At 70.8% G+C, this 24,220-nt stretch carries 22 protein-coding genes and 1 riboswitch; of the genes, 9 read left to right on the top strand and 13 right to left on the bottom strand.

Annotated features, from left to right (window positions below; translation table 11 throughout):
* Positions 1 to 45: 45 nt before the first annotated feature.
* The 6 genes from ACTMMA_RS10160 to ACTMMA_RS10135 form a co-directional block, all read right to left on the bottom strand.
* Positions 46 to 1,197 carry a DUF2218 domain-containing protein gene (locus ACTMMA_RS10160; RefSeq protein ID WP_441190010.1) on the bottom strand — a complete coding sequence of 384 codons (1,152 nt, stop codon included), beginning with the start codon at positions 1,195 to 1,197 and terminating at the stop codon, positions 46 to 48.
* Complete coding sequence (locus tag ACTMMA_RS10155; protein ID WP_441190009.1) at positions 1,194 to 2,237, bottom strand: iron chelate uptake ABC transporter family permease subunit; 1,044 nt, start codon at positions 2,235 to 2,237, stop codon at positions 1,194 to 1,196. The genes ACTMMA_RS10160 and ACTMMA_RS10155 overlap by 4 nt, the downstream gene beginning before the upstream one ends.
* Positions 2,234 to 3,241 (bottom strand): ABC transporter permease, encoded by a 1,008-nt coding sequence (locus ACTMMA_RS10150; protein ID WP_441190008.1) that lies wholly within the window; start codon positions 3,239 to 3,241, stop codon positions 2,234 to 2,236. Before ACTMMA_RS10150 ends, ACTMMA_RS10155 begins: the two co-directional genes overlap by 4 nt.
* A complete protein-coding gene (locus ACTMMA_RS10145; RefSeq protein ID WP_441190007.1) occupies positions 3,238 to 4,266 on the bottom strand; it encodes a siderophore ABC transporter substrate-binding protein in 1,029 nt (342 codons plus the stop codon). Before ACTMMA_RS10145 ends, ACTMMA_RS10150 begins: the two co-directional genes overlap by 4 nt.
* 210 nt (positions 4,267 to 4,476) lie before the next feature.
* Positions 4,477 to 5,382: a polyphosphate kinase 2 gene (gene ppk2, locus ACTMMA_RS10140; RefSeq protein WP_441190006.1), complete on the bottom strand. Its 906-nt coding sequence runs from the start codon at positions 5,380 to 5,382 to the stop codon at positions 4,477 to 4,479.
* A gap of 140 nt (positions 5,383 to 5,522) precedes the next feature.
* Positions 5,523 to 5,882, bottom strand: a complete 360-nt coding sequence (locus ACTMMA_RS10135; protein ID WP_441190005.1) for a hypothetical protein — start codon at positions 5,880 to 5,882, stop codon at positions 5,523 to 5,525.
* Between the two features lie 442 nt (positions 5,883 to 6,324).
* On the opposite strand from ACTMMA_RS10135, the gene ACTMMA_RS10130 reads away from it, so the two are divergent.
* The 3 genes from ACTMMA_RS10130 to ACTMMA_RS10120 all read left to right on the top strand — a co-directional run bounded on the left by ACTMMA_RS10130 (position 6,325) and on the right by ACTMMA_RS10120 (position 11,426).
* The gene (locus ACTMMA_RS10130) at positions 6,325 to 8,292 is read left to right on the top strand and encodes a 13E12 repeat family protein (protein ID WP_441190004.1); all 1,968 of its coding nucleotides are present in this window, start codon (positions 6,325 to 6,327) and stop codon (positions 8,290 to 8,292) included.
* Positions 8,293 to 8,490: 198 nt separating this feature from the next.
* Entirely contained in the window at positions 8,491 to 10,368 is a 1,878-nt protein-coding gene (dxs, locus tag ACTMMA_RS10125; protein WP_441190003.1) for a 1-deoxy-D-xylulose-5-phosphate synthase, read from the top strand.
* 83 nt (positions 10,369 to 10,451) lie between these two features.
* Entirely contained in the window at positions 10,452 to 11,426 is a 975-nt protein-coding gene (locus ACTMMA_RS10120; protein ID WP_441190002.1) for a diacylglycerol/lipid kinase family protein, read from the top strand.
* Positions 11,427 to 11,547: 121 nt separating this feature from the next.
* Here the strand turns inward: ACTMMA_RS10120 and ACTMMA_RS10115 are convergent, their stop codons facing one another.
* Together ACTMMA_RS10115 and ACTMMA_RS10110 are read right to left on the bottom strand one after the other, a co-directional pair.
* Entirely contained in the window at positions 11,548 to 12,486 is a 939-nt protein-coding gene (locus ACTMMA_RS10115) for a serine protein kinase RIO (RefSeq protein ID WP_441190001.1), read from the bottom strand.
* A gap of 192 nt (positions 12,487 to 12,678) precedes the next feature.
* Positions 12,679 to 13,482 carry a class I SAM-dependent methyltransferase gene (locus ACTMMA_RS10110; RefSeq protein WP_441190000.1) on the bottom strand — a complete coding sequence of 268 codons (804 nt, stop codon included), beginning with the start codon at positions 13,480 to 13,482 and terminating at the stop codon, positions 12,679 to 12,681.
* A 75-nt stretch (positions 13,483 to 13,557) separates the two neighbouring features.
* Between ACTMMA_RS10110 and ACTMMA_RS10105 the strand changes: the two genes are divergently transcribed.
* Entirely contained in the window at positions 13,558 to 14,754 is a 1,197-nt protein-coding gene (locus tag ACTMMA_RS10105) for a hypothetical protein (RefSeq protein ID WP_441189999.1), read from the top strand.
* Between the two features lie 43 nt (positions 14,755 to 14,797).
* Here the strand turns inward: ACTMMA_RS10105 and ACTMMA_RS10100 are convergent, their stop codons facing one another.
* Positions 14,798 to 16,435: a Na+/H+ antiporter NhaC family protein gene (locus ACTMMA_RS10100; RefSeq protein WP_441189998.1), complete on the bottom strand. Its 1,638-nt coding sequence runs from the start codon at positions 16,433 to 16,435 to the stop codon at positions 14,798 to 14,800.
* 91 nt (positions 16,436 to 16,526) lie between these two features.
* Between ACTMMA_RS10100 and ACTMMA_RS10095 the strand changes: the two genes are divergently transcribed.
* A complete protein-coding gene (locus ACTMMA_RS10095) occupies positions 16,527 to 17,321 on the top strand; it encodes an inositol monophosphatase family protein (protein ID WP_441189997.1) in 795 nt (264 codons plus the stop codon).
* Positions 17,322 to 17,339: 18 nt separating this feature from the next.
* On the opposite strand, the gene ACTMMA_RS10090 is transcribed toward ACTMMA_RS10095, so the two are convergent.
* A complete protein-coding gene (locus ACTMMA_RS10090; RefSeq protein WP_441190090.1) occupies positions 17,340 to 17,714 on the bottom strand; it encodes a DUF2304 domain-containing protein in 375 nt (124 codons plus the stop codon).
* A 73-nt stretch (positions 17,715 to 17,787) separates the two neighbouring features.
* Positions 17,788 to 18,471, bottom strand: a complete 684-nt coding sequence (locus ACTMMA_RS10085; protein ID WP_441189996.1) for a glycosyltransferase family 2 protein — start codon at positions 18,469 to 18,471, stop codon at positions 17,788 to 17,790.
* 35 nt (positions 18,472 to 18,506) lie between these two features.
* Between ACTMMA_RS10085 and ACTMMA_RS10080 the strand changes: the two genes are divergently transcribed.
* The 4 genes from ACTMMA_RS10080 to ACTMMA_RS10065 are packed head-to-tail and all read left to right on the top strand — an operon-like array spanning position 18,507 to position 22,570.
* Positions 18,507 to 19,139, top strand: coding sequence for an acyltransferase (locus tag ACTMMA_RS10080; protein WP_441189995.1), 633 nt, complete (start codon positions 18,507 to 18,509; stop codon positions 19,137 to 19,139).
* On the top strand, positions 19,132 to 20,271 hold the full coding sequence (locus tag ACTMMA_RS10075; RefSeq protein ID WP_441189994.1) for a DegT/DnrJ/EryC1/StrS family aminotransferase: 1,140 nt from the start codon (positions 19,132 to 19,134) through the stop codon (positions 20,269 to 20,271). Before ACTMMA_RS10080 ends, ACTMMA_RS10075 begins: the two co-directional genes overlap by 8 nt.
* 14 nt (positions 20,272 to 20,285) lie before the next feature.
* Positions 20,286 to 21,302: a Gfo/Idh/MocA family protein gene (locus ACTMMA_RS10070; RefSeq protein WP_441189993.1), complete on the top strand. Its 1,017-nt coding sequence runs from the start codon at positions 20,286 to 20,288 to the stop codon at positions 21,300 to 21,302.
* On the top strand, positions 21,299 to 22,570 hold the full coding sequence (locus ACTMMA_RS10065; RefSeq protein WP_441189992.1) for a glycosyltransferase: 1,272 nt from the start codon (positions 21,299 to 21,301) through the stop codon (positions 22,568 to 22,570). The genes ACTMMA_RS10070 and ACTMMA_RS10065 overlap by 4 nt, the downstream gene beginning before the upstream one ends.
* Here the strand turns inward: ACTMMA_RS10065 and ACTMMA_RS10060 are convergent.
* Positions 22,516 to 23,178: a TenA family protein gene (locus ACTMMA_RS10060; RefSeq protein ID WP_441189991.1), complete on the bottom strand. Its 663-nt coding sequence runs from the start codon at positions 23,176 to 23,178 to the stop codon at positions 22,516 to 22,518. The two genes, ACTMMA_RS10065 and ACTMMA_RS10060, sit on opposite strands and share 55 nt — an antisense overlap.
* On the bottom strand, positions 23,175 to 24,065 hold the full coding sequence (gene thiD, locus ACTMMA_RS10055) for a bifunctional hydroxymethylpyrimidine kinase/phosphomethylpyrimidine kinase (protein WP_441189990.1): 891 nt from the start codon (positions 24,063 to 24,065) through the stop codon (positions 23,175 to 23,177). Before thiD ends, ACTMMA_RS10060 begins: the two co-directional genes overlap by 4 nt.
* Positions 24,057 to 24,194: riboswitch (TPP riboswitch) on the bottom strand. It overlaps the preceding gene by 9 nt.
* Between the last annotated feature and the right edge of the window lie 26 nt (positions 24,195 to 24,220).

Genomic DNA, 24,220 nt, shown 5'->3' with positions numbered 1-24,220 from the left:
GGACATGTCGTCACCCTGGTCGCCGGCGGCCCGCGGGCCCGTCGGTCAGGCCGACTCCCACCGGACGGCAAGGCCGGCCCGCTCGCCGAAGCGCTCCAGGTGGGAGCCGACGACGTGCGCCATGCGGTCGACGACCTCCTGGTCCTCACCGCGGACCTCCAGGCGCAGGATGTCCGCGCGCGAGCTGTCGAGCAGGCAGGTGGCGGTGCCGACCTCGTTGCTCATGGTCAGCTCCGGCCCCACGGCGGTCTCGGTGACCGTCATCTTGCGGCCGAGGTGGGAGGCCAGCTGCTTGGCGTAGCGGCCGGGCGCGGTGGTGGCGACGTCGGCCGTCGTGGTCAGGTGGGCCATCAGGATCTCCTCGGAGGGTAGGTGGAGGTCGGTGGGGGAGTGGTCGCCCGTCGCGGCCAGCGGTTCGACCTGGGGCACGGGGGCGCCGGGCGTCCAGAAGATGCCCAGCCGCATGCCGTGCAGGTCCTGGACGTGGATGTCCATGTCGAAGACGGTCTGCAGCACCCCGCGGTGCATGATCTGCTCAGGCGGGCCCGCCGCGACCACGGCACCGTCGCGCATCGCGACGACGTGGTCGGAGTAGGCCGAGGCGAAGTTGATGTCGTGCAGCACGATGACCGCGGTCTTGCCCAACTCGTCCACGGCCCGCCGGACCATCGACATCATCGAGGCCGAGTGCTTCATGTCGAGGTTGTTCAGCGGCTCGTCCAGGAGCAGGTAGTCGGTGTCCTGCGCCAGCACCATCGCGATGAACGCCCGCTGCCGCTGGCCGCCGGAGAGCTGGTCCAGATAGCGGTCGGCCAGGTCCTCCAGCTCCATCCACCGCAGCGACTCGTCGACCTTGGCGTGGCACTCGGGGGTCAGGCGGCCCTTGCTGTGCGGGAAGCGGCCGAAGCAGACGAGGTCGCGCACCGTCAGTCGGGCGGCCACGTGGTTGTCCTGCCGGAGCACGGCGAGCCGGCGGGCGACCTCGTCGTCGCGCGCGCTGAGCACCTCGAGGTCGTCGACGTGGACCTGCCCGGCGGTCGGCCGCAGCAGGCGGGCGACGACCGACAGCAGCGTCGACTTGCCGGCGCCGTTGGCGCCGATGATCGAGGTGAGCTGGCCCCGGGGCAGCTCCAGGGTGACGTCATCGAGCACCGTCGTGGTGCCGTAGCGATGGGTGACGTTGTCGATGCGGATCACAGCGAGACGGTCCTCATGAGGAGGCGGAGGAAGTAGATCCCTCCGACCAGGTTGACGACGACGGACAGGGTGGTGGACAGGTCGAAGACGTGCACGACGACGAACTGCCCCAGGACGCAGGTCAGGACACCGACCAGCGCTGAGACGGGCAGCAGGACGAGATGCCGGTGGGTCGGCACGATCTCCCGGGCGAGGTTGGCCACGATCAGGCCGAGGAAGAGCATCGGGCCCACCAGCGCGGTCGCCGACGCCACGAGCAGGGTGACCACGGCCAGGGTGATCCGCACGACCAGGTGGTAGGGGACGCCCAGGGCGACGGCGTGGTTGTGCCCCAGGGCGATCACGTCGAGGCGCCGGCACAGCGGCACGAGCGCAGCGATCCCCAGCGCCGTGACGATGCCTGCGGTCCAGAGCAGCTCCGGGGTGGCGGTGCTGAAGCTGGCGAACATCACGTCCTGCAGCGTCAGGAAGTCGTCCGGCGACAGCAGCCGCGAGGCCAGCGAGGTCAGCGACCCGAAGAACGAGCCCAGCACGACGCCGACGAGCACGAGCATGAGCAGGTTGCGGCTCGAGCGGCGGAACAGCCACGCGAAGAGCAGCCACCCGAAGACGGTCAGCAGCAGCGCGTCGATGAGGAAGTGCTGCCCGGCCGTCAGGGCGAGGAAGGTCGTGGAGCCGAGGGCGTAGACGATGACGGTCTGGATGAGCATGTAGAGCGCGTCGAAGCCCATCACGCTCGGGGTCAGGATCCGGCTCCCGGTCACGGTCTGGAAGACCACGCTCGAGGCGCCGACGGCCGCGCCGGTGATCACCAGCGCCGCCAGCTGGCGGGTCCTGAGGTCCATCGCGTACGCCCAGCTCCCACGGACGTCGAAGAGGAGGTATGCGGCCGCCGCGGCGACCGCGAGCACGCCCAGCAGGGTCAGGACGAGGCGGATGCGACGCTGCCGCTGCGCGACGGTGAGGGTCGTGTGCTCGGGGAGCTGCCCCATACCCCCGCGGGGTCGTGCGCGCACGGGATCCTTGACGACGGTGCTCACCGGTTGCCTACCTTCCCCGCACGCAGGATGAGGGCGACGAACACCACGGCGCCGATCGCCCCGGCGATGGTCGCGACGGGGATCTCGTAGGGGTGGACGATGGTGCGGCCGATGACGTCGCAGAGCAGCACGAAGCCGGCGCCGGCGAGCGCGGTCGCGGGCAGCACGCGGCGCAGGTTGTCGCCGAGCAGGAGGGTCACCACGTTGGGGACGATCAGGCCGAGGAACGGGATCGCGCCCACGACCACGACGACGACGGCGGCCATCACGGAGACCACGACCAGGCCCATGTAGAGGGTGCGCCGGTAGTTGACGCCCAGGTTCGTGGCCATCGAGCGGCCCATCCCGACGACGGTGAACCGGTCGGCCCACAGGTAGCCCAGGACGCCCACCGCGAGCACGACGTAGATCGGCTCGTAGCGGCCCTGGAGGATGCCGGAGAACGAGCCGGTGGTCCAGACGTCGAGATACTGCACCAGGTCGCGCTGGTAGGCGATGAAGGTGGTGACCGCGCCGATGACGCCGCCATACATGAGGCCGACGAGGGCGACCACGATCGGGTCGCGCTGGCGGATCTTCTCCAGCAGCTGCAGGAAGATCATCGTGCCGGCGATCGAGGTGATGATCGCGATCACCATCTTGACCAGCAAGGACGCCTGGCCGAAGACGAGGGTGGCCACGAGGATGCCGAGGACGGCGGCCTCGACGGTGCCGGAGGTGGAGGGGGAGACGAAGCGGTTCTGGGTGATCCGCTGCATCACCAGGCCGGCCACGGACAGGGAGGCTCCGGCGAGCAGGACCGCGACGGTGCGCGGGATGCGGGAGATCGTCAGGATCTGCCACTGCTCGCGGGTGGGCGCCAGCAGGTCACGGATGCCCAGCTCGGCGACGCCAACGCCCAGGGAGAGATATGCGGCCACCGCCAGGAGCCCGGCCCCGCCCAGGAGGGCGAGGGCCGGGCTGCGTGTCGCCCTGGTCGGTGAGGTGGTCGCCGGTGCGGTCACAGGCCCTTCCGCACGTCCTCGATCATCGTGGTGATGGAGGAGGGGGCGTTGTCGGCGATGTACCAGGAGAAGCCCTCGACCTCGACGATCTTGTCGTTCTTGGCCGCGTTGGTGGTGTCGACGAGGCCGTTGTTGAGCACCTCGAGCGCGCCCTGGGCCTGCTCGCCGATCGTCTTGGAGCGGTCCAGCACGTAGATCACGTCGGGGTTGTACTGGGTGAAGAACTCCTGGCTGATCTCCTGGCCGTGGGAGTTCTCGGTGTCGACGGGGGCACCGGTGTCGGCGAAGCCGAAGGCCTCGTGCAGGATGCCGAAGCGCGAGCCGGGGCCGTAGGCGCTGACGGTGCCGCCGGAGACCTGGACCATCATGGCCTTGGTGCCGGCCGCGGTGACCTCGTCGTGGATCTCCTCGACGGCCGAGGTGGCCTCGTCCATGAGGGCCTGGGCCTCGGCCTCCTTGCCGAAGATGCTGCCGAGGTCGACGGTGCGCTCCTCGATCAGGCCGAGCTGGTCGGCCGGGTCCTCCCAGCGCACGGACATGTCGATGACGTTGGGGGTGATCTTCTTCATCTCGGCCAGGACCTCGGGGGTGCCGCTGCGGCCGGCGATGATGACGAGGTCGGGCTCCAGGGCGCTGATGCCCTCGAAGTCGGGCTCGCGCACGGTGCCGACGGTGGTGACGTCGGCCAGGCCGGCCAGGTCCTCGGGGAGGCCGGCGGTGGAGGCGGGGATGCCGTCCAGCTCGACGCCGAGGTCGTTGAGGGTGCGGGTGACCGACCAGTCGGTGACGACGACGGTCTCCGGGTTCGCCGGGACCTCGACCTCCTCGCCGGAGGAGTCGGTGATGGTGACGGTCCCGCCGGTGGCGCCCGATGCACCGTCGCTGCCGGAGCCGGCGGAGCCGCCCTCGGCGCCACTGTCGGAGCCGCAGGCGGTGAGGGTCAGCGCGAGGCCGACGGTCAGGGTGGCGATGGTGGCGGACCGGGCCCGGGTGGGCTGGAGGGGCCTGTGGAGCTTCAGCTTCATGGTTCCTCTGACGTTTGGAAACTAGGCAAGGCAAACCTAACCACGGCGTCTGAGGAAATACAAACAGCACTCTGTCGTAAATGTCACAATCGTCCGGAGGTGCCCGTGCCTGCCTGGCGGTGCCCGCCTGGCGGTGCCTGCCTGGCGGTGCCTCCAGCGTGAGGTGACGAGCACCCCATACCCGGACGGTCGTGAATCTCGAGTGGGGACTCAGCCCATGTCTTCGCGGGAGGGGCGCTTGACCGGCTTGCCCTCGCGGAGCGCCACCTCGGCGGCGTGGTCCGGCACCGGGTTGAGCAGCGAGCGGTCGGTCCGGCGGTAGCCCGTCGACGGCGGGCGCTCGGGCATGGTCAGCTCCTGCTGCTCGACCTCCTCGTAGGGGATGGTCGAGAGCAGGTGGGAGATCATGTTGAGCCGCGCCGAGCGCTTGTCGTCGCTCTCCACGACGTTCCAGCGTGCCTCGGGGATGTCGGTGTGGACGAACATCTCGTCCTTGGCGCGGCTGTAGTCCTCCCAGCGGGTCAGCGACTCCAGGTCGGTGGGGGAGAGCTTCCAGCGGCGCATCGGGTCCTCCATGCGGGAGCGGAAGCGGCGCTCCTGCTCGGCGTCGGAGACGGAGAACCAGTACTTGCGCAGCATGATCCCGTCCTCGATGAGCATCCGCTCGAAGACCGGGCACTGGGCCAGGAAGCGACGGTGCTCGGCCGGGGTGCAGTAGCCCATGACGCGCTCGACGCCGGCGCGGTTGTACCAGGAGCGGTCGAACAGTCGGATCTCGCCGGCGGCCGGGAGGTGCTCGACGTAGCGCTGGAAGTACCACTGCGTCTTCTGGCGCTCGGTCGGGGTCGGCAGCGCCACGATCTGGGTCTGGCGGGGGGAGAGGAACTCGGTGACCCGCTTGATGGCTCCGCCCTTGCCGGCGGCGTCACGGCCCTCGAAGACCACGACCAAGCGGTTGCCGGTGGTGCGGATCCACTCCTGGGCCTTGACCAGCTCGCCCTGGAGGCGGAAGAGCTCGGCCTCGTAGACCTTGCGGTCCACCTTGTCGATCTTCTCGGGCTTGCCGTTCCCGTTGCCGCCGTTGCTCTTCGAGTCGTTCCCGTTGGTGGATGCCATGAGGTCCATCGTGCCATTACTACTGCCGGTAGCAGAAACTCGCGACAGTGCAGCCGTCATGCCGGCGCCTCCACGCTGTCGGCATCACCATCTCATCATCGGTGCGACTGGTGAGCCATCTCGTCAGTGCCACTGGTGCGTCATCTCATCGGTGCGCGCAGGCGGAGCGCCTCCAGGAGCAGCGTCGCGCCCCGGTGGGCGGCGCGCAGCCGCAGTCCCTCGCGCGCGAGCGAATCGAGCACCTCGGCGATCGTGCCCGGCGGCAGGAGGGGGCCGAGCTCGGGCCTCACGTCCCGCCAGGCGCCCCGCATAGCGTCCAGCTGGGCCTCGAGGTGGCGGGTCGAGACCCAGGCGAGGGCGGCAGGGTGGCGCCGCCATGCCGCATACCCGCGGTAGTCGGCGGGGCAGTGGTCGAGCAGCCAGGAGACCGCAGCCTCCTCCCAGCCGGGCACCCCGGCCGGCGGCACGCGCTCCGGCCAGCCGGGAGGTCCGTTCGACATGCGAACAAGTGTACGACGTGATCATGGCGACGAGTCGAGTCCGCCGAGAGCGTAATCCGCAGAAACCCTGTGGATATGCGGGATTGGTGTCGTACGAATGTTCTAGTATGGGGGTGTCGAAGAGATCGTTGACCGCTTCAACTGTCGCCGGGGGGTGACGCAGATGACAGCACGACCAGAGGATCCGTCGGGCGAGGAGTGGGAGGAGCTTCTGCGTCCCATCGCGGGGGCGGCGGTCGAGCAGGGACAAGGGGCAGAGCTCGCCGGGAAGACGGGTCCTGATGCAGACCTTCGCACAGCCCTTGCCAGCATCGGCCTGGCAGATGGGCGTGCACAGACCTGGGCGGAGGTGATGTGCACCCAGGTTGCCGTGGACGGCGTCGAGGCTGCCGGGGTTCCGGTGCCGTCGAGCAACGGTGAAGTGCTCGGTGCCCTCCGGGCCATGTCTCGTGCCACGGCGTCGCTGGAGGCCTCGCTCCTGGTCTGGGTCCAGGAGCTGTTGCTGCGGACGGCATCGGAGCTGCTGGGCAGCCGCGATGTGCAGGATCACCTGTCGATGTCCAAGAGCGCCCGGCAGACCTGGCGCGCCCAGGTGAAGGCCTCGGTCGCCGGTGAGCTGCAGGTGGCTCTCGGCGTCGGCGTCGTCGAGGCCCGCCAGATGGTGGCGGTCGCCGCCAGCCCCGGAGCGATCCGGACCCACGTCCTGGAGGCGATGCGCCGCGGTGAGGCGGTCTGGCGGTTGGTCCGCGTCTTCCAGCGCAGGACCCGTCGGCTCACGACGGACCAGGCGGCGCGCGTGGCCGAGGCCATGTTCGGGACCAACGCCGCCAGGGCGGCCGTCGAGCGGCTGGACGCGGATGGCGAGCTGGAGCTCGGTCGCCCTTGGCACCATGCGGAGTACTACGACGCACTCGACCGTGAGATCGCGCACGTCAAGGACGAGGACGAGGAGCACGAAGAGCGTGCCGCGGCTCTCGAAGCCCGGGACACCCGCCTGGAGATCAACGATGACGGCACGGCCGTGTTCTCCTGCACGACATCTCTCGCCACAGGCATCGCGATCCATGAGCGGATCGACGGCGCTGCCCGACGTGCCCGGCACGGCGGAGACCCCCGCACTCTCGCGCAGCTGCGCACCGACATCGCGGCCGCGCTCCTGATCTACGGGACCATCACGGCTCTCGGCGCCCCAGAATCTCCGGGCGGAGAACAGGCCGGCCGTGACGTGGCCCCCGGCGACGGACCCGTCCCCGATCAGGTGCAGCAGGATCTCGCGCTCATGGACGAGGTGGTCACACCCGACGACATCGAGATGCTCCGGGCCATCATCACGGCGACTCCGGCGGGACACGTCGACCTGGTCGTGCCTTGGGATGCCCTGCTCGGTGCCGTCTGTGCCCACTGCAACGCTCCAGCGCTCGGACCAGCCGCGGGACCGCCGGCCTCCAGGGAAGGGGAAGGGGTGGAGTGTGCCTGCAGCCAGGACGCAGGGGCGGAGTGTGCCCAGACCCAGCAGCACGACGGCTTGGACTGTGCCTGCGGCCAGGACCGAGCATCGGAACAGGTCTCGACAGGCGTCGGGGAGCTGGTTGGCTTGCACACCGGATTCGTGACCGCGCGCACCGCACGCCAGATCGTCCTGGCACCCGGCACCGAGCTGTCCCGCATCCTCGCCAGTGCCGCAGACGGCCGGTGCATCGAGCGCTCTACCGCGAGCTACAGCCCCGACACGGACATGAAGAGGCAGATCCGAGCGGCCGACGTCTACGGCCGCGGCCCAGGCTGCCGTCGACCGGCCCGCGACTGCGAGATCGACCACGAGAAGGAGTGGCTCACCAGCGGCTGGACCGCCGAGCCCAACCTCAACTGCAAGGCTCAGCTCGACCACTTCCGCAAGACCAAGAAACTGTGGCGCTCGGTGATGAACTCCCGGCGAGACGTCACCTGGACGACCTTGCTCGGGCAGGTCGCGACCACCCGTGGGCACGACTATCGCCAGTACTTCGCGAGGGTCGACGCACTGGCGCCGTACGACCCCACCGATGTCCATCACGACGGGGTCTGGGTGGGGGACCGGGCGGACCTGCAGGCTCGGCGCGACCTCGTCAACCAACTTCTGTATGCGGCGATCGTCCACCGGGATCCGGGGGAGCGGGCCGAGGCCTTCGACGACGTGGTGGATGCGGAGGACTGGCTCGGGTTGGGCGACTGGGTGCAGGTCAATCACACGGATGAGGACGGTCGGCGCCGTCCGGGTCCTCCGCCGGCCCATCCCACGCCGGAAGAGATCCTGGGTCTCGCGCAGCCAGACGACGACCCGGCCCCGTCGGAAGACAGCAGTTCCGGCACCTCCGGCGAGTGGGGCAGGGCCATCCAGGAACGGGACGAGGAGGATCCACCGCCGTTCTGACCGAGAGGCGCCGCCGAGAGGCGCAGCATCAGGGGGCCCATAGCCAGCCGCCAGGGTCCCACGCCCCTCTCGCTCCATGACCTCAGACGGCCAGCCGATGGGGCCGGATGTCGACGCACAGCGCCCGCCCAGCCGGTTCGCCGTAGACTGGCCAAGTTCGCCAAGGCGGTCGAGACGTTGATTGAAGGACGGCATTTCGTGGCACTCATGCACTCCATCACCGGTCCCAGCGACCTGAAGCGGCTCTCACCGCGCCAGACGGAGCAGCTCGCCCAAGAGATCCGGAACTACCTGATCACCTCCGTCTCCCAGACCGGCGGGCACCTCGGCCCCAACCTGGGCGTCGTCGAGCTGACCATCGCGCTGCACCGCGTGTTCGACTCCCCGCGCGACACGCTCCTCTTCGACACCGGCCACATCTCCTACGTCCACAAGCTCCTCACCGGCCGCCACGACTTCACCAACCTGCGCAAGCAGGGCGGGCTGTCGGGCTACCCCAGCCGGGCGGAGTCCGACCACGACGTCATCGAGAACTCCCACGCCTCCACCTCCCTGTCCTGGGCCATCGGGATCGCCACCGGGCGGAAGCTCCGAGGCGAGCAGAATCGGCATACCGTGGCCGTGATCGGAGACGGCGCCCTCACCGGTGGCATGGTCTGGGAAGCCCTCAACAACATCGCCGAGCACCGCGACCTGCCGCTGGTGATCGTCATCAACGACAACGAACGCTCCTACGCGGCGACCAAGGGCGGCATGGCCGACTACCTGGCCCAGCTGCGCGCCACGCGTGAGTACGAGAGCGTCCTGTCCTGGGGCAAGCGCCAGCTCAACCGCACCCCGGTCGTCGGTCGCCAGGTCTACGAGACCCTGCACGGCATGAAGAAGGGCCTCAAGGACATCGTCAGCCCGCAGGGGATGTTCGAGGACCTCGGCCTGAAATACCTCGGCCCCGTCGACGGCCACGACATCGAGGCGATGGAGACCGCGCTGCGTCGCGCCCACGACTTCGGCGGCGTGGTGCTGGTCCACGCGATCACCGAGAAGGGGCACGGCTACGACCCGGCGACCGCCGACGAGGCCGACCGCTTCCACGCCGTGGGCCAGATCAACCCCGAGACTGGGCTGCCGCTCGAGGTGTCGGGCCGCAGCTGGACCGACGAGTTCAGCGACGAGATGGTCAGGCTCGGCAAGGAGCGCGACGACATCGTCGCCCTGACCGCCTCCATGCTGATCCCCGTGGGTCTGCAGCCCTTCGCCGAGCGCTATCCCGACCGGATCTTCGACGTCGGCATCGCCGAGCAGCACGCGGTCACGATGGCGGCCGGCCTGTCCTTCGCCGGCCTGCACCCCGTCGTCTGCGTCTACGCGACCTTCCTCAACCGCGCCTTCGACCAGCTCCTCATGGACTGTGCCCTGCACAGGCAGGGGGTCACCTTCATCCTCGACCGCGCCGGCATCACCGGCACCGACGGTGCATCCCACAACGGTATGTGGGATCTCACCCTCCTCGGTCTCGTCCCGGGGGTCCACGTCGCGGCTCCGCGTGACGGGCAGCAGGTGGCCCTCGCGGTCCGGGAGGCCGTCGCGATCGAGGACGCACCGACCGTCGTCCGCTTCCCCAAGGGCTCCGTCGGGGCTCCGGTCGAGGCGGTCCGCACCGTCGGGACCGTCGATATCCTGCGCGACCCCAGCGGCGAGGACCCGACCGGTCCCGTCGACCTGATGATCGTCGGGGTCGGTGCGATGGCCGCCACCGCGCTCGAGGTCGCCGACAAGCTCTTCGCCGAGGGCCGGTCCGTGCGCGTGGTCGACCCTCGTTGGGTGCTCCCCGTCAGCGACGACCTCGTGGCGCTCGCCAGGGATGCCCGCTCGGTGGCGGTCCTGGAGGACAGCGTCGTCGGCGGCATCTCCGGACAGGTCCAGCGGGCGCTCGCGAAGGCCGGAGTGTCAGCGCCGGTGCATTCCTACGGCATCCCGGCCGAGTTCCTCGACCACGGCTCACGTGGCCAGGTGCTCGACCGCATCGGTCTCAGCGCGGACTCGGTGGCGACGTCGCTCGCCGCCCAGCTCGTCTGAGGGGCGGCGCCCTGGAGCCACAGCGCGACGAGCCGCGCGAGCGTGGTGCGTCGACGGCCGCCGGACCGGGCGCACATCCGCAGGTGGCCCTGATCCTCAACCCGGTCTCCCGCGGGGCCGCCCGGGCACGGATGGCCGTGCAGCAGGCCTGCGCGGACGCTGGTCTCGAGCCGCCCCTGGTGCTGGAGACGACCATCGAGGAGCCCGGTCCGACCCAGGCCAGGTATGCGGTCGATCACCGCTGTGCACGCGTGGTCGTGGCGGGTGGGGACGGCACCACACGGCTGGTGGCGGGGGCGCTCGTGGGTGCGGATGACCCACGGGTTGATCGCGACGCCGCGGCCGATGCCGCCGCTCGACCCGTGCTCGGCATCGTCCCGACCGGCACCGCCAACCTCTTCGCCCGCAGCGCCCGCCTGGGGACCGGTGACCTCCGCGCCGCGGCACGGACCGCCGTGACCGGTCGCGCCACCCCGATGGATGTCGGCCAGGTGGAGCTGGAGACATCCACCGGAGAGACCAGACGCGAGACCTTCCTCGTCGTCACCGGCCTCGGCCACGACGCAGCGACCCTCGCCTCCGTCACGAGCAGGGCCAAGTCGCGGCTGCGGTGGCTGGCCTACTTCGTGCCGGGGCTGCGCAGACTGTGGCGACCCGGCCATCTGCTGACCATCACCAAGGACGGCCAGCACCTCGACGTCGGTCCGTTGTGGAGCGTGCTCGCAGTCAACGCCGCACGCCTGCCCGCCGGGGCCGAGGTGGTCCCCGGTGCCCGCATCGACGACGGGATCCTCCACCTCGCGCTCGTCTCTCCGCGTGGCCTCATCGGATGGCTCCGCGTTGCCGGCACCGGCCTTCGCGTGGGACGGCGAGCATCCTCCCGGTCCAGGTCCCGGTCCTACCCCCGGGACAGTCGGGCGCTGGCCTACCGCGACGCACAGACGGTCGTGGTCGAGACGCAGCAGCCCGTGAGCGCGCAGGTCGACGGCGATGTCATCACCGACGTGGTCCGTGCCCGCATCAATCTCCTGCCGGGTGCCCTCGACGTGGCGGTGTAGGTCGAGGGGTACAGCACGGTCGGCGGAGCACGAGCGTCCCAGTGCGACCGGCACGGGGTGACCGGCACAGCGCGACCGGCACGGGGTGACCGGCACAGCGCGACCGTCACGGCGCGACCGGTCACAGCGCCACCGCCACCGCCCGCCCGAATAACTCCTCCGCATCCACCTCCAGCCCACGGGACGTGAACCACCTGGCCACGTTGAGGCAGTCCCGGTTCAGCAGCTCGGGACCCTGAGGATTGGCGACGACGTCCACCACCTGGGGCAGGTCGATCACGACCACGACCTCCCCGTGGAGCAGGAGGTTGTAGGGGCTCAGGTCCCCGTGCGCCCACCCGAGCTCGGCCAGGTCGAGCACGATCCCGCAGACCTGCTCCCAGCAGTGCTCCAGCAGCCCACGGCCCGGACGCGACTGGGCCAGCCGCGGCGCCGCGACCCCGTCGGACGTCCCGATGAACTCCATCAGCAGCTCGGTGTCCTGGATGGAGACGGGATAGGGCACAGGCAGACCCGCTTCCCAGGTCGCGCACAACGCCTCCCACTCGGCGAAGGCCCAGCGACCCGAGGCGACGGCCCGACCGTAGGCGGACTTGCGCGCCAACGCCCGCTGGTCCCGGCTCTTGCGCACGCCACGTCCCTCGACGTAGACGGTGCTGCGGTGGAAGCTGCGGTGGTCGGCGTCGCGATAGCGCTTGGCCGCCATCAGCGTGGCCTCGCCGGACCCGTCGGTCGCGGCCCGCTCGAGCAGGAAGACGTCGGCCTCCTTGCCGGTCTTGAGCACGCCCAGCTCGGTGTCCACGGCGCCGGCGTCCAGCACCACCCACTCGGGCAGGGGCTCCGGACCGCGGCAACCGCGCTCCACGGACCAGTAGGTCGTCTGGCGGCGACCGTCGACGGGAGACTCGACCGCCTCGAGCGGTCGGTAGTCGAAGGTGAAGAAGGGATCGAGACCCGATGTCCCGTCGTGCCCGGCGCGGGGGACGGCGGTGTCGGGACGGTCAGCTGCCGGGCTGCTCCCGGCGACGGGGCCTTGGCCCCGGGAAGGGTTGCGTGTCACGCAGGCTCCTGGAGAGAAGAGGATGAGCGGTCAGGGGACCGCAGGCCGTGATGGACATCGGTCTCCTCCTCTCGTCAGGGCGCGCACGTCGTCACCGCGCGCACGTCGTCAGGGCGCGCACGCACCTCAGGTGTGCGGGCGTAAACCCATGCTGGTCCCGCACGGGGGGACGGCGCAACGGGTTTTCGCGACCTAGTCCAGGACCCGTCCGAACACCAGCAGGTGGAGCGACAGGTCCAGCGCACGGTCGTCGGACTCCAGGATCCGGGCCATCCGCACCGCCTGCGCGACGGCAGCCTCGACCCGGTCCTGCGGAAGCAGGTCCAGCGCGATCCCCAGCGGCCCCTCAAGCCCGATCACGCCCACCTCGATCCAGCCGGCGGCCTGGGCCTCGGCGAACAGTTCGTCGGACAGGTGCGCGTGCCGGACCGGGAAACCGTCCTCGTCCAGGTTCTCGCCCGTGCGCACGTAGTGCAGGAGGTTCTCCGCCTGCGGACCCTCGAAGGCGCCGTCGAGCACGAACTCGCCGAGCACCGCATACCGACCGATGGCAGCCGCCAGGACAGCCCCACCCGGACGGACGACGCGGGCGAGCTCACGCAGCACCTCGACCCGCTCGGCACGGTCCGCGAGGTGGTAGAGGGGGCCGAGCGCCAGCCCGAGGTCGAAGCTGTCGTCGGGATAGGGGAGGTCGCGGCCGTCGCCGAGGTCGGCCTCGACGCCGGGCAGCCGGGCGGCGGCCTCGACGTGGCGGGGCACGGGATCCAGGAGCGTGACCCGGTGCCCCTGCTCGGCCAGCCAGCCCGCGTGGACCCCGGACCCGCCGCCCACGTCCACGATCCCCATCGGCCCGGTCCCGTCCAGGAAACGCCCCACCACCTCGCGGGTCCGCAGCAGCTCCACCCGGTTGTGCGGCGCACGGACCAGGCGGGTGGTCTCGTCCTCGACGTGGGTGTACCACTCCAGCAGGGCGGGGTCGATGGGGCGGGGTCGCATGCCTCCACACTACGAGCGGTCCTCCGGGCGGACCTGTCCAACGAGGCCCTGGGAGGTGCGTCCTACGATCGGGACATGACTTTCTCCACCGCAGCAGAACGGACCGCCCGGATCGTCGAGCTCACCGACGGGTGGCGCACCGACCCGGAGGCGGAGGGCGAGGTCCTGGCGCTGCTGCGCGAGACGCCCGCCGAGGAGCTGGAGGCCGTCCTGGCCGGCCTCGACGTCGACAAGCTCGTCGGCGACATCGACGACCACCGGTGGGGACCGGACAACCGCACGGCGCTGCTGGACCTGCTGCTGGGGGAGCGGATTGACTCCTTCTCGCCGGACATGCTGGCCACGATCCTGCGGGCCCTGCACTCCGGCCCGACGCCGCGCAGCCACCAGGAGGCCATCGTCGAGGTGCTCACCTCGCGGACCGGCGTGCACTTCCACGACCTCAAGTACCGCCTCAACAGCACCGGCGACCACCACGACCTGGAGCACCTCGTCTTCGAGGACCTCGACGAGGACCTCCGCGAGCGGCTCCTGGCCCACTTCGCCGAGCAGGCCACGGTGGACCCGACCTCGGACCTGCGGGTGCTGTGCGACATCGACGACACCCTCAAGTGTGCGATCCACGACGACCGCTACCCGCGGGGGACCGTCTACCCGGGCATCGTCGCCCTGCTGCACGTCCTGGACGACGGCGCCGCGGCCAAGCCCAACCGGGCCGGCGACCTCACCTTCGTCACGGCACGGCCGGGTGGCCCGAGCGGCGTGGTGGAGCAGTACACCCTCGGCGGCCTGTCCGAGCTTGGCCTGCCGCCGCACGCCGTCCTGGGCGGGAGCATCCTCAACCTGCACACCAAGGCGCGCATCGCCGAGCGCAAGCTGCAGAACATGGAGCGCGACCGCCTGCTCTTCCCCGAGTGCCGGATGGTCTTCATCGGCGACAGCGGGCAGGCCGACGGCCAGGTCGGTGCCGAGATGCACACGCGCGACCCCGAGCACATCGTCGGCACCCTGCTGCACAACGTCACCGACGTCGACGGCTCACAGATCGAGGAGTATGCGGCATCGGGGGTCCACGTCTTCGACACCTATGCCGGTGCCGCGGCCCACGCACTCCGGCTGGGGCTGATCCGGGCCGACCAGGCCCGTGAGGTCGCGGAGGCGACCCGGGCGGAGCTGGCACGGGTGGAGCTCAGCCCCGAGCAGCGTGAACGGCTCGAGCGTGAGCTGGCCGAGGACGTGGCCCGCATCGACGAGCTCGCCTCCGGAGCCTGACCCGGCGCAGCAGCACTGATCCGGGACGATCGCCAGGGGGACGTCAGGCGGGCTCTGCGTCGGGCGCGGGTCCGGCGTGCACCCGGTCGGCCTGGTCCTCCTCGGGGATCTCCTCCTCCAGCGGCGTCAGGAGCATCTTGGCGCCGACCGCGTAGGCGGCCAGGGCGAGCAGCGCGACGACCAGGCCCACGAGGCCGTTGCCGGTGATGGCGAAGGCCACGTAGCCCAGCAGCGCCATGACCGCGGCCGCGATCGCGTAGGGCAGCTGCGTGGTGACGTGGGTGATGACGTTGGCACCCGAACCGGTGCTCGACAGGATCGTGGTGTCGCTGATGGGGGAGCAGTGGTCACCCCACACGGCCCCGGCCAGGACTGCGCCAAAGGCGGCCAGCAGCAGCTCCGGGCCGCCCTCGACGCTGTTCATGATCTGTCCCGCGATCGGCAGGAGCAGACCGAACGAGCCCCAGGAGGTGCCGGTCGAGAAGGCCATGGCGCCGGCCAGCACGAACATCAGCGGGATGAGCCAGACGGGGGCGATGTTGGCGGACTCGACGAGGGAGCCGAGATACTCCCCCGTGCCCAGCTGGCCGATGAGGTCGCCCAGCATCCAGGCCAGGAGCAGGATCGACACGGCCGGCCACATCGACTTGAGGCCCTCCCAGAAGCCCTGGCCGAGGGCGGCGAGGTCGAATCGAGGGTTGTCGTTGGTGTAGCGGAAGTAGTAGTAGAGCGCGGCGGCCAGCCCCAGGGTGCCGCCCCAGATGAGCGCCTGGCTGACGTCGGTGTTGGCGAAGATCGACAGCAGGCTCCAGCTCTTCTCGGCCGCATAGCCGGTCCAGACGATGCCGGCCAGCACCCCGATCACCAGCAGGACGAACGGGATGACCAGGGCCCTCTTGGCGCCCGGCTGGTGCACGGGCAGGTCCTCGGCCAGCTCACCGGGGATCGTGTCGCCCTTCTTGTAGGTGCGACCCTCCTCGATGGCGCGCCGCTCCTCGCCGCGCATCGGCCCGATCTCGACGTGAAGAAGGACCACGACCCAGACCATGAGCACCGCGACGATGGCGTAGTAGTTCATCGCCGCGGAGCCCAGGAAGGCCTCGACGTCGCTGACCTGTAGGGTCGAGGCCGCCACGATCGGGGCCATGATGCCGATGATGCTCGCGCCCCAGCTGGAGAAGGGCATGAGCACGGCGACGGGCGCCGACGTGGAGTCCACGACATAGGCCAGCTTGGCCCGGGAGACGTTGTGCTTGTCGGTCACCGGCCGAGAGACCTGCCCGACCGCGAGCGCGTTGAAGTAGTCGTCGATGAAGATGACGATGCCGAGGATGGCCGGCAGCACCTTGGCGCCGCGGCGGGTGCGGATGCGCTCGACGGCCCAGTCGGAGAAGGCTTTCGTGCCGCCCGACATCATGATGAGCGCCGCGATGATGCCCAGCACCAGGGTGAAGATCAGGATGAACACGTAGTAGGTGTTGACCGCGCCCTCGTCCCAGAAGATCTTGGCGAAGGCGCCCCACACCAGCTTCAGCGTCTCCAGGGGGTTCCAGCCGGCGACCAGCAGCGCGCTGAGCACGACGCCGGCTCCCAGGCTGACCAGCACCCTCTTGGTGAGCAGGACGAGCGCGATCGCGACCGCTGGGGGCAGGATCGTCAGGACGGGCAGATCGTCGACCATGGCGGAGCCTTCCTCGTTGGGCGCCAACCCTAGCGGTCCCCAGGGACCTAGGGTGGGACGACGGCGTGGTGGGGATGGCAGGCTGGGCCCCGTGGCCCTCGACACCGACGCCGTGCTGACCCTGCTCCAGGAGACCGGCGAAGCCGTCATCAACCCCCGCTTCCGCGCCCTGGCGGACGACGACATCTCCTCCAAGACCCACCCCGGGGACCTGGTGACGATCGCCGACCAGGAGGCCGAGGTGATCATCACCAGGGCGCTGCGTGCCGCATACCCGCAGGCGTTGGTGCTGGGGGAGGAGGCGTATGCGGTGCAGCCCCACCTTCTCGAGGACTACCGGACCGCCGAGCACGTGTGGACCGTGGACCCGGTGGACGGCACCCGCAACTTCGTGCACGGCTCGCCCGACCACGCGGTCATGGCGTCGGAGGCGATCGGCGGGGAGACGGTGCGGGCCTGGATCTGGCAGCCCCAGCACGGCGTGGCGTACGTCGCCGAGCGGGGAGCCGGGCTGTGGCGCGACGACACCCGCGGCGGCCGGACCCGCGTGACCCGCACCGCACCCGGCCCCGACCCGGTCACCTGGCGGGCACGGACCTCGCACCGCGCCGAGATCGGGACGATGACGGGACCGGTCGGTCCGTGGGGGCTGACCTGGATCAGCTGCGGGATCGACTACCCGAAGCTGGCCGAGGGAGCCTGCGACGTCCTGCGCTACGTCGGGACCATGCCGTGGGACCACGTGCCCGGCGCCCTGATGGTGCACGAGGCCGGCGGGTTCGTCGGTGACGAGCGGGGCGAGGCCTACGGGCCGCGCGCCACGCCGGGGCGGATCGTGGCGGCCGGATCGGAAGCGGCCTACCGCGACGTCCTGGCGTTCACCTGACACCGGCCGGCGTGCCGGCTAGTCGCGGTCGAGGCCGGAGCCACCCCGCGCAGCCGGACCATCGTCCGCCGACCGCCCACCCTGGACGTCGCGGGCCTCGCGCAGCGCCAGCTCGCGCGCCAGCGTGGTGAGCTGCTGCTCCATCTGCCGCATACGGCGGTAGGAGGCTGCCACATACCCCAGGAAGACGACGGTCAAGCCATAGAGGAGCAGGTCCGCACCGCGCCCGACCCCCAACAGCTGGGCGGCCTGGGTGAGCAGGCGTGGGAAGAGGATCGCCGCTGCGGCGAGCACCACGAAGCCCACGAGCATGAGACGCCGGATCGCCTGGTGGCTGGCGCCGGCGGTGGACCGGGTGAGCATCGCGGTGACGACCACGATGCCGGCCAGCAGCAGGATCTTGATGAGCGGCTGGTCGACGATGCCGTCGGCGGGGGAGGCTGCCAGGGGGGTCAGGAGGATCGCCTCACTTCAGGATCGTGTCGATGAGGATGTTGACCGAGTTGATCAGCGACTGGCCCTTGGCCTTGCTGTAGTCGGTGTAGATGATGTGCACCGGCTCCTCGGCCCACGGCAGCTTCGTCCGGCCGAGCTGGAGGACGATCTCGGTCGCGTGGGCCATCCGGTTCTGCTGCAGCGAGAGCTGCTCGGCCGCGTCGCGCCGGATCACCCGCAGCCCGTTGTGCGCGTCGGTGAGCTTCATCCCGGTCTGCTGGTTGGTCAGCCAGACCGCGCCCTTGAGCACCAGCTTCTTCAGGAAGCCCGGACGCGTGCGGTCGTCCAGGAAGCGGGACCCGAACACGATCGCCAGCCCCTCGGCCCGGGCGCGCTCGACCATCGCGACGGCGTCCTCCACCCGGTGCTGGCCGTCGGCGTCGAAGGTCACGAGGTATGTGGCGTCCGTCGCCTCGAGCACGTGGCGGATGCCCGTCTGCAGGCTCGCCCCCTGGCCCAGGTTGAAGGGATGGCGCACCACCACGGCACCCGCAGCCTCGGCGCGGGCGGCGCTGTCGTCGGTGCTCGCGTCGTCCACGCAGACGACGTTGGGGAAGGTCTGCCGAGCCTCGCGCACGACCCCCTCGATGACCGTCGCCTCGTTGTAGAGGGGGATCACCAACCAGGTGTCCCGGTCCGGGGGCGATAAAGTCATACCGAGCATTGTCCCGCACCGGCTGAAGGAGTTCTGTGCCAACACGCATCGTCGACAGCGCCGACGTCTCTCCGGAGGCCAGGATCGGGGACGGCAGCTCTGTCTGGCACCTGGCCCAGGTCCGTGAGCAGGCGGTGCTCGGGCAGGGCTGCGTCATCGGCCGCGGCGCCTACATCGGCACCGGGGTCGAGCTGGGGGACTACTGCAAGGTCCAGAACTACGCCCTGGTCTACGAGCCGGCGCGGCTGGGGCACGGCGTCTTCATCGGCCCGGCCGCCGTCCTGACCAACGACACCTTCCCGCGGGCGGTCAACCCCGACGGCAGCCTCAAGAGCGCCGACGACTGGGAGGCCGTGGGCGTGACCATCGGCGACGGCGCCTCGATCGGGGCGCGCGCCGTGTGCATCGCCCCCGTGACGATCGGGGCCTGGGCGACCGTCGCCGCCGGCGCGGTCGTCACCCGGGACGTGCCCGACCACGCGCTCGTCGCCGGCGTCCCCGCGCGCCGCATCGGCTGGGTCGGTCGCGCCGGGCACCCCCTCGAGCAGACCGACGACCCGGGCACCTGGCGCTGCCCCACGACCGGCACGATCTACACCGAGCACGACGAGACCCTCACCGAGACGGCCGGGACCGACACCGGCAGCGAAGGAAGCACCGATGACTGAGCAGACCACCCACGACCTGCCGATGATCCCTGCGGCCAAGCCGATCGTGGGCGAGGAGGAGCGGGCCGCGGTCGACCGGGTGATGCGTTCGGGGATGATCGCGCAGGGGCCGGAGGTCGCGGCCTTCGAGACCGAGTTCGCCGACCAGTTGGTGGGTGGGCGGACGTGCGTGGCGGTCAACTCGGGGACCTCGGGGCTGCACCTGGGGCTGTTGGCGGCCGGGATCGGTGAGGGTGATGAGGTCATCGTGCCCAGTTTCACCTTCGCGGCGACGGCCAACTCGGTGGCGTTGACGGGGGCGACGCCGGTGTTCGCCGACATCTCGCCCGACACCTTCAACCTGGACCCGGAGGCGGTGCGGGCGGCGATCACCGACCGGACGGCCGCGGTGATGCCGGTGCACCTCTACGGTCACCCGGCGGACATGGACGCCCTGGGTGAGATCACCAGCAGCGCGGGGGTGCAGCTGTTCGAGGACGCCGCCCAGGCGCACGGTGCCTCCTACCAGGGGGCTCCGGTGGGTTCGTTCGGCGCGTTCGCGATGTTCAGCCTCTACCCGACCAAGAACATGACCTCCGGCGAGGGCGGCATGGTCGCCTGCGCGGACGAGGAGATGGCGCGCGGGGTGCGGCTGCTGCGCAACCAGGGGATGGAGCGTCAGTACGCCAACGAGGTCGTGGGCCTCAACAACCGGATGACCGACATCCACGCGGCGATCGGGCGGGTGCAGCTGACCAAGGTCGGGGGCTGGACGGCGCAGCGGCAGGCCAACGCGGCCTGGCTGGACGAGCACCTGGGGCAGATCGGTGGGGTGGTGGTGCCGCCGGTGCGCGAGGGCTGCACGCACGTGTATCACCAGTACACGATCCGCATCGACGGGGCTTCGGGCGCCGAGCGCGACCGCGTGGTCGCCGCGCTGCGGGAGGAGCACAAGGTCGGCTGCGGGGTCTACTATCCGACGCCGAACCACGAGCTGGTCTCGTTGGCGCGGTTCGCGCCGTCCTGGGAGCTGCCGGAGACTGCGCGGGCGGCGGCCGAGGTGATCTCGCTGCCGGTGCACCCGTCGTTGTCGCAGGGTGACCTGGAGCGGATCGCGGCCGGTGTCGCGGCCGCGGTGGGGGCAGGCGCGTGATGGGGGAGCAGGGTATGGGGCAGCGCACCTCGGTCCTGCCCGAGGGCCGGCCGGTCCGGATGGGTCTGATCGGCCTGGGGTCGATGGGCCGCCACCACGCGCGGGTGATCCGTGAGGTGGAGGGGATGGAGCTGGTGGCCGTCGCGGACCCGCACGGCGACAAGCACGGCGTGGCCAAGGACCTGGAGGTGCTTGCCGACGTGGAGGCGCTGATCGGTGCCGGGATCGATGCCGCGATGGTGGCGGTGCCGACCTATCTGCACGAGGAGGTCGCCCTGGCGCTGGCCGCGGCCGGGGTGCACACGATGGTGGAGAAGCCGATCGCGGCGACGGCCGAGTCGGGCCAGCGGGTCGCGGAGGCCTTCGAGGCCGCGGGCCTGGTCGGTGCGGTCGGGTATGTCGAGCGGTGCAACCCGGCGCTGCTGGAGATGCGTCGCCGGATCGAGGCCGGTGAGCTGGGGGAGGTCTACCAGATCACCACCTCCCGGCAGGGCCCGTTCCCGGGCCGGATCGCCGACGTGGGCGTGGTCAAGGACCTGGCCACCCACGACATCGACCTGACCGCGTGGATCGCGCAGTCGCCGTACGAGCAGGTCGCCGGGCAGGTGACGCACCGCTCGGGCCGTGAGCACGAGGACATGGTGGTCGCCACCGGGCGGCTGGCCAACGGCGTGATCGTGTCCCACACCGTCAACTGGCTCTCCCCGATGAAGGTGCGCCAGACGGTCGCGACGGGGGAGAAGGGCGCGTTCGTGGCCAACACCCTCACCGGTGACCTGACCTTCGTGGCCAACGGTGACGTCCGCTCCGAGTGGGACCGCGCCAGCCACTTCCGGGGCGTGTCCGAGGGCGACTCCACCCGTTACGCCCTCTCCCGCCGCGAGCCGCTGCGCGTGGAGCAGGAGAGCTTCCGCGACGCACTCTGGGGCCGCCCCTCCCAGATCGTCTCCATGGCCGAGGGCGTCCACACCCTCCAGGTCGTCGAGGCCGTCCTCGAGTCCGCCGCCACCGGCACCACCATCACCCTGTGACCCACCCGACCGTCCTGCTCGCGACCCGCATCTTCGTCCCGGAGGCAGCAGCCGCCACCTTCCGCCTTCGCGCGCTCGTGCGTTCCTTGGCCGAGCGCGCCTCGGTGCACGTCCTGACCACCAACGAGCCGCCCTCGCTGCGACAGGCGACCACCCGGGACGTCCCGGCCACCATCTCCCGCTGGCCGGTCCTGCGGGACGAGACCGGCTACGTCCGCGGCTACCTGCCCTATCTCTCCTTCGACCTGCCCCTGGCCCTCCGCCTGCTCACCACCCCCCGCCCCGACGTCGTCGTCGTCGAGCCTCCCCCTACCACCGGCGCGGTCACCCGGGTGGCCCTGACCCTCCGCTCCACGCTCGCCCGCCGTCGGATCCCCTACGTCTACTACGCCGCCGACGTCTGGTCCGACGCCACCGCCTCCATGGGCGCCCCCCGCCCGGTCGTCACCGCGATGCGCCTCGTCGAGCGCTTCGCCCTCCGCGGCGCCCGCGACATCATCGCGGTCTCCGACGGCGTCGCCGAGCGGGTCCGCGCGATCGCCGGCACCCATGCTCCCGTGACCGTCGTGCCCAACGGCATCGACACGGACATCTTCACGCCGGACGGTGACATCCACGCCGAGGCGCCGGACACCCCATACCTGGTCTATGCCGGCACCGCCTCGGAGTGGCAGGGGGCCGAGATCTTCGCCGAGGCGATGCGAGAGGTGGTGCGCCAGGAGCCGCGCGCGCGGCTGGTCTTCCTGGGCCAGGGCTCGTCGTGGGGGCACCTGCAGCGGGTGCGCGACGAGCTGCCGGAGGGCGCGATCGAGCTCCGCCCGCTGGTCCCCGCCGAGGAGGCCGCTGCCTGGCAGCGCGGCGCCGCGGCGGCCCTCGTCAGCGTCAAGCCGGGGGTGGGCTACGACTTCGCCTACCCGACCAAGGTCATCGCCGCCCTCGCCTGCGGGACGCCGGTGATCTTCGCGGGCCCGGGTCCGGCCGCCGACGACCTCCGGGAGCACAAGCTCGGAACAGCCGTTGGGTATGAGGTTGCTCCCCTCGCGGAGGCCATGCTCGCCGCGGTGCGCGCGCACCTGGGCGGCACGGGACGTGCGGACGCCGAGCACCGCGTGCGCTGGGTGGCCGAGCACCGCAGCCTGGCCGCGACCGGCCAGGCCGCGGCGCAGGTGGTGCTCGGCCCCGAGTCCGCTCCGGACGCTCCGGACCAGACCGCTCAGACCGGCCAGGTCTCCAGCCGCATCGGCGCATCCCAGAACATCCACTCGTAGCGGCTCGTGGTGACGAAGGCGGTCATCATCTTCTCCCGCACCTCGTCGCCGGCCAGCTCCGCCTGGTGGTCCACGATCTGGCGGGCCCGGGCACTCGCGGCGGCGAAGTCGGGGTCGCCGTAGGTGCCGATCCAGTCGCCATAAGGGTGCTCGCCCAGGCCTTCGGGGTGCTTCTCCTGCAGTCTCGCCAGCATCCGCGTGCCCACGTCCTCGTAGATCCAGAAGCAGGGCAGGATCCCCGCGATGAGCGCCGGGTAGCACCCGCCGGAGGCCAGCGCCAGCAGGTAGGAGGTGTAGGCCGTGCAGGTCGGCGACTTCTCCATCGCCATGAAGTCCTCGACGTGCGCGCCGTGCAGCTCACGCTCGACGACCACGGCGCCGCGGGCGCTGTCGGTCCAGGCGATGAGCTCGTCGGGGTCGGAGGCCTGGCCGCCCGCGAGCGCCAGCGCCCGCCCGTAGTCGGCCAGGTAGTGGGCGTCCTGGGCCAGGTAGTACTCGAAGACCTCGCGCTCCAGGGTGCCGTCCTCCATCGTGGTGAGCAGCGGCAGTTCGTCGATGGCGGCGCGGATGGGCGCGATCCGCTCCCAGGCCTGCGTGGTGAAGCTCATGCGTGATCCCTCCAGAGATCGTAGAAGTGGTGGACAGGTCCGGGGCCGGAGCCCACGGAGAGCCGATCCGCGTGCTGGAGCGCACCGGTCAGCCAGGTCTTGGCGTCGGCGACCGCCTCGGGCCACGTCGCGCGATGGGGCAGGAGCGCGGTGATCGCCGACGAGAGCGTGCAGCCCGTCCCGTGGGTGTTGCGTGTCGCGACGCGCGGGGCCGTCAGCTCGAGGACGTCGCCGGTCACGCTGTCCACGTAGACGTCCACGGCCTCCGGCCCGCCCGCGTGCCCGCCCTTGAGCAGGACGCGTCGGGCACCGAGCGCCACGAGTTCCTGCGCCAGGTCGCGTTGGTCTGCGACGCCGACGGACAGGGGGTATGCGGTCTCGCCCCTCTGCGCGCCACTCGCCTCCGGGAGGTCGCGGCCGAGCAGGACCGCCGCCTCGGGCAGGTTGGGCGTGATGAGGTCGACGTGCGGAAGGAGTGCGCGGACGGCCTCGACGGCGTCCTCGTCCAGCAGGCGGCTGCCCGCGGTGGAGACCATGACCGGGTCGAGCACGACGCGGGGGAGCAGCCCCTCGGCGATCAGCTCGCCGACCATCCCGGCCATCTCGGCGGTGCCGAGCATGCCGATCTTGACGGCGTCGAGCGTCACGTCGGCCACGAGGGTCTCGACCTGCTCGCGGACGAAGGCGGGCGGCACGGCGTGGACGCCCGTGACGCCCATCGTGCTCTGGGCGGTCAGGGAGGTGATGACCGCGCAGCCGTAGGCGCCCAGCGCGCTGAAGGTCTTCAGGTCGGCCTGGATGCCGGCACCGCCGGAGGGGTCGGACCCCGCGAGGGTGGCGACGACGGGCAGGCGGTCAGGGGGTGGCAAGGATGGAGTGCCGGGCATCGGCGACGTCCCTTCGCTAGTACGAGCTAGATCAGGTTCGACGGGTGTGATCTCAGCCGCTCCACCATGGGTTCTCAGATGAAGCTCTCACCTGAGTTCCCACCGTGGGCGGCACCCCGCGTCGTGCGGCCCACCATAGCCATGGCCGCCTCGGG

The sequence above is a fragment of the Ornithinimicrobium panacihumi genome, assembly GCF_052073805.1.
In the GTDB taxonomy this organism is placed as follows: Bacteria; Actinomycetota; Actinomycetes; order Actinomycetales; family Dermatophilaceae; genus Ornithinicoccus; species Ornithinicoccus panacihumi.
The sequence above is the reverse complement of the archived record's forward strand: the minus strand, read 5'-3'. Positions and strand labels throughout refer to the sequence as shown.

What these genes read in the sequence shown, in the direction of transcription:
- ACTMMA_RS10145 (WP_441190007.1), bottom strand. Translation starts at nt 4,266, where the DNA reads ATGAAGCTGAAGCTCCACAGGCCCCTCCAGCCCACCCGGGCCCGGTCC.
- ppk2 (WP_441190006.1), bottom strand. Translation starts at nt 5,382, where the DNA reads ATGGCATCCACCAACGGGAACGACTCGAAGAGCAACGGCGGCAACGGG.
- ACTMMA_RS10135 (WP_441190005.1), bottom strand. Translation starts at nt 5,882, where the DNA reads ATGTCGAACGGACCTCCCGGCTGGCCGGAGCGCGTGCCGCCGGCCGGG.
- ACTMMA_RS10130 (WP_441190004.1), top strand. Translation starts at nt 6,325, where the DNA reads ATGTCTCGTGCCACGGCGTCGCTGGAGGCCTCGCTCCTGGTCTGGGTC.
- ACTMMA_RS10110 (WP_441190000.1), bottom strand. Translation starts at nt 13,482, where the DNA reads ATGCGACCCCGCCCCATCGACCCCGCCCTGCTGGAGTGGTACACCCAC.
- ACTMMA_RS10105 (WP_441189999.1), top strand. Translation starts at nt 13,558, where the DNA reads ATGACTTTCTCCACCGCAGCAGAACGGACCGCCCGGATCGTCGAGCTC.
- ACTMMA_RS10100 (WP_441189998.1), bottom strand. Translation starts at nt 16,435, where the DNA reads ATGGTCGACGATCTGCCCGTCCTGACGATCCTGCCCCCAGCGGTCGCG.
- ACTMMA_RS10085 (WP_441189996.1), bottom strand. Translation starts at nt 18,471, where the DNA reads ATGACTTTATCGCCCCCGGACCGGGACACCTGGTTGGTGATCCCCCTC.
- ACTMMA_RS10075 (WP_441189994.1), top strand. Translation starts at nt 19,132, where the DNA reads ATGACTGAGCAGACCACCCACGACCTGCCGATGATCCCTGCGGCCAAG.
- ACTMMA_RS10070 (WP_441189993.1), top strand. Translation starts at nt 20,286, where the DNA reads ATGGGGCAGCGCACCTCGGTCCTGCCCGAGGGCCGGCCGGTCCGGATG.
- ACTMMA_RS10060 (WP_441189991.1), bottom strand. Translation starts at nt 23,178, where the DNA reads ATGAGCTTCACCACGCAGGCCTGGGAGCGGATCGCGCCCATCCGCGCC.
- thiD (WP_441189990.1), bottom strand. Translation starts at nt 24,065, where the DNA reads ATGCCCGGCACTCCATCCTTGCCACCCCCTGACCGCCTGCCCGTCGTC.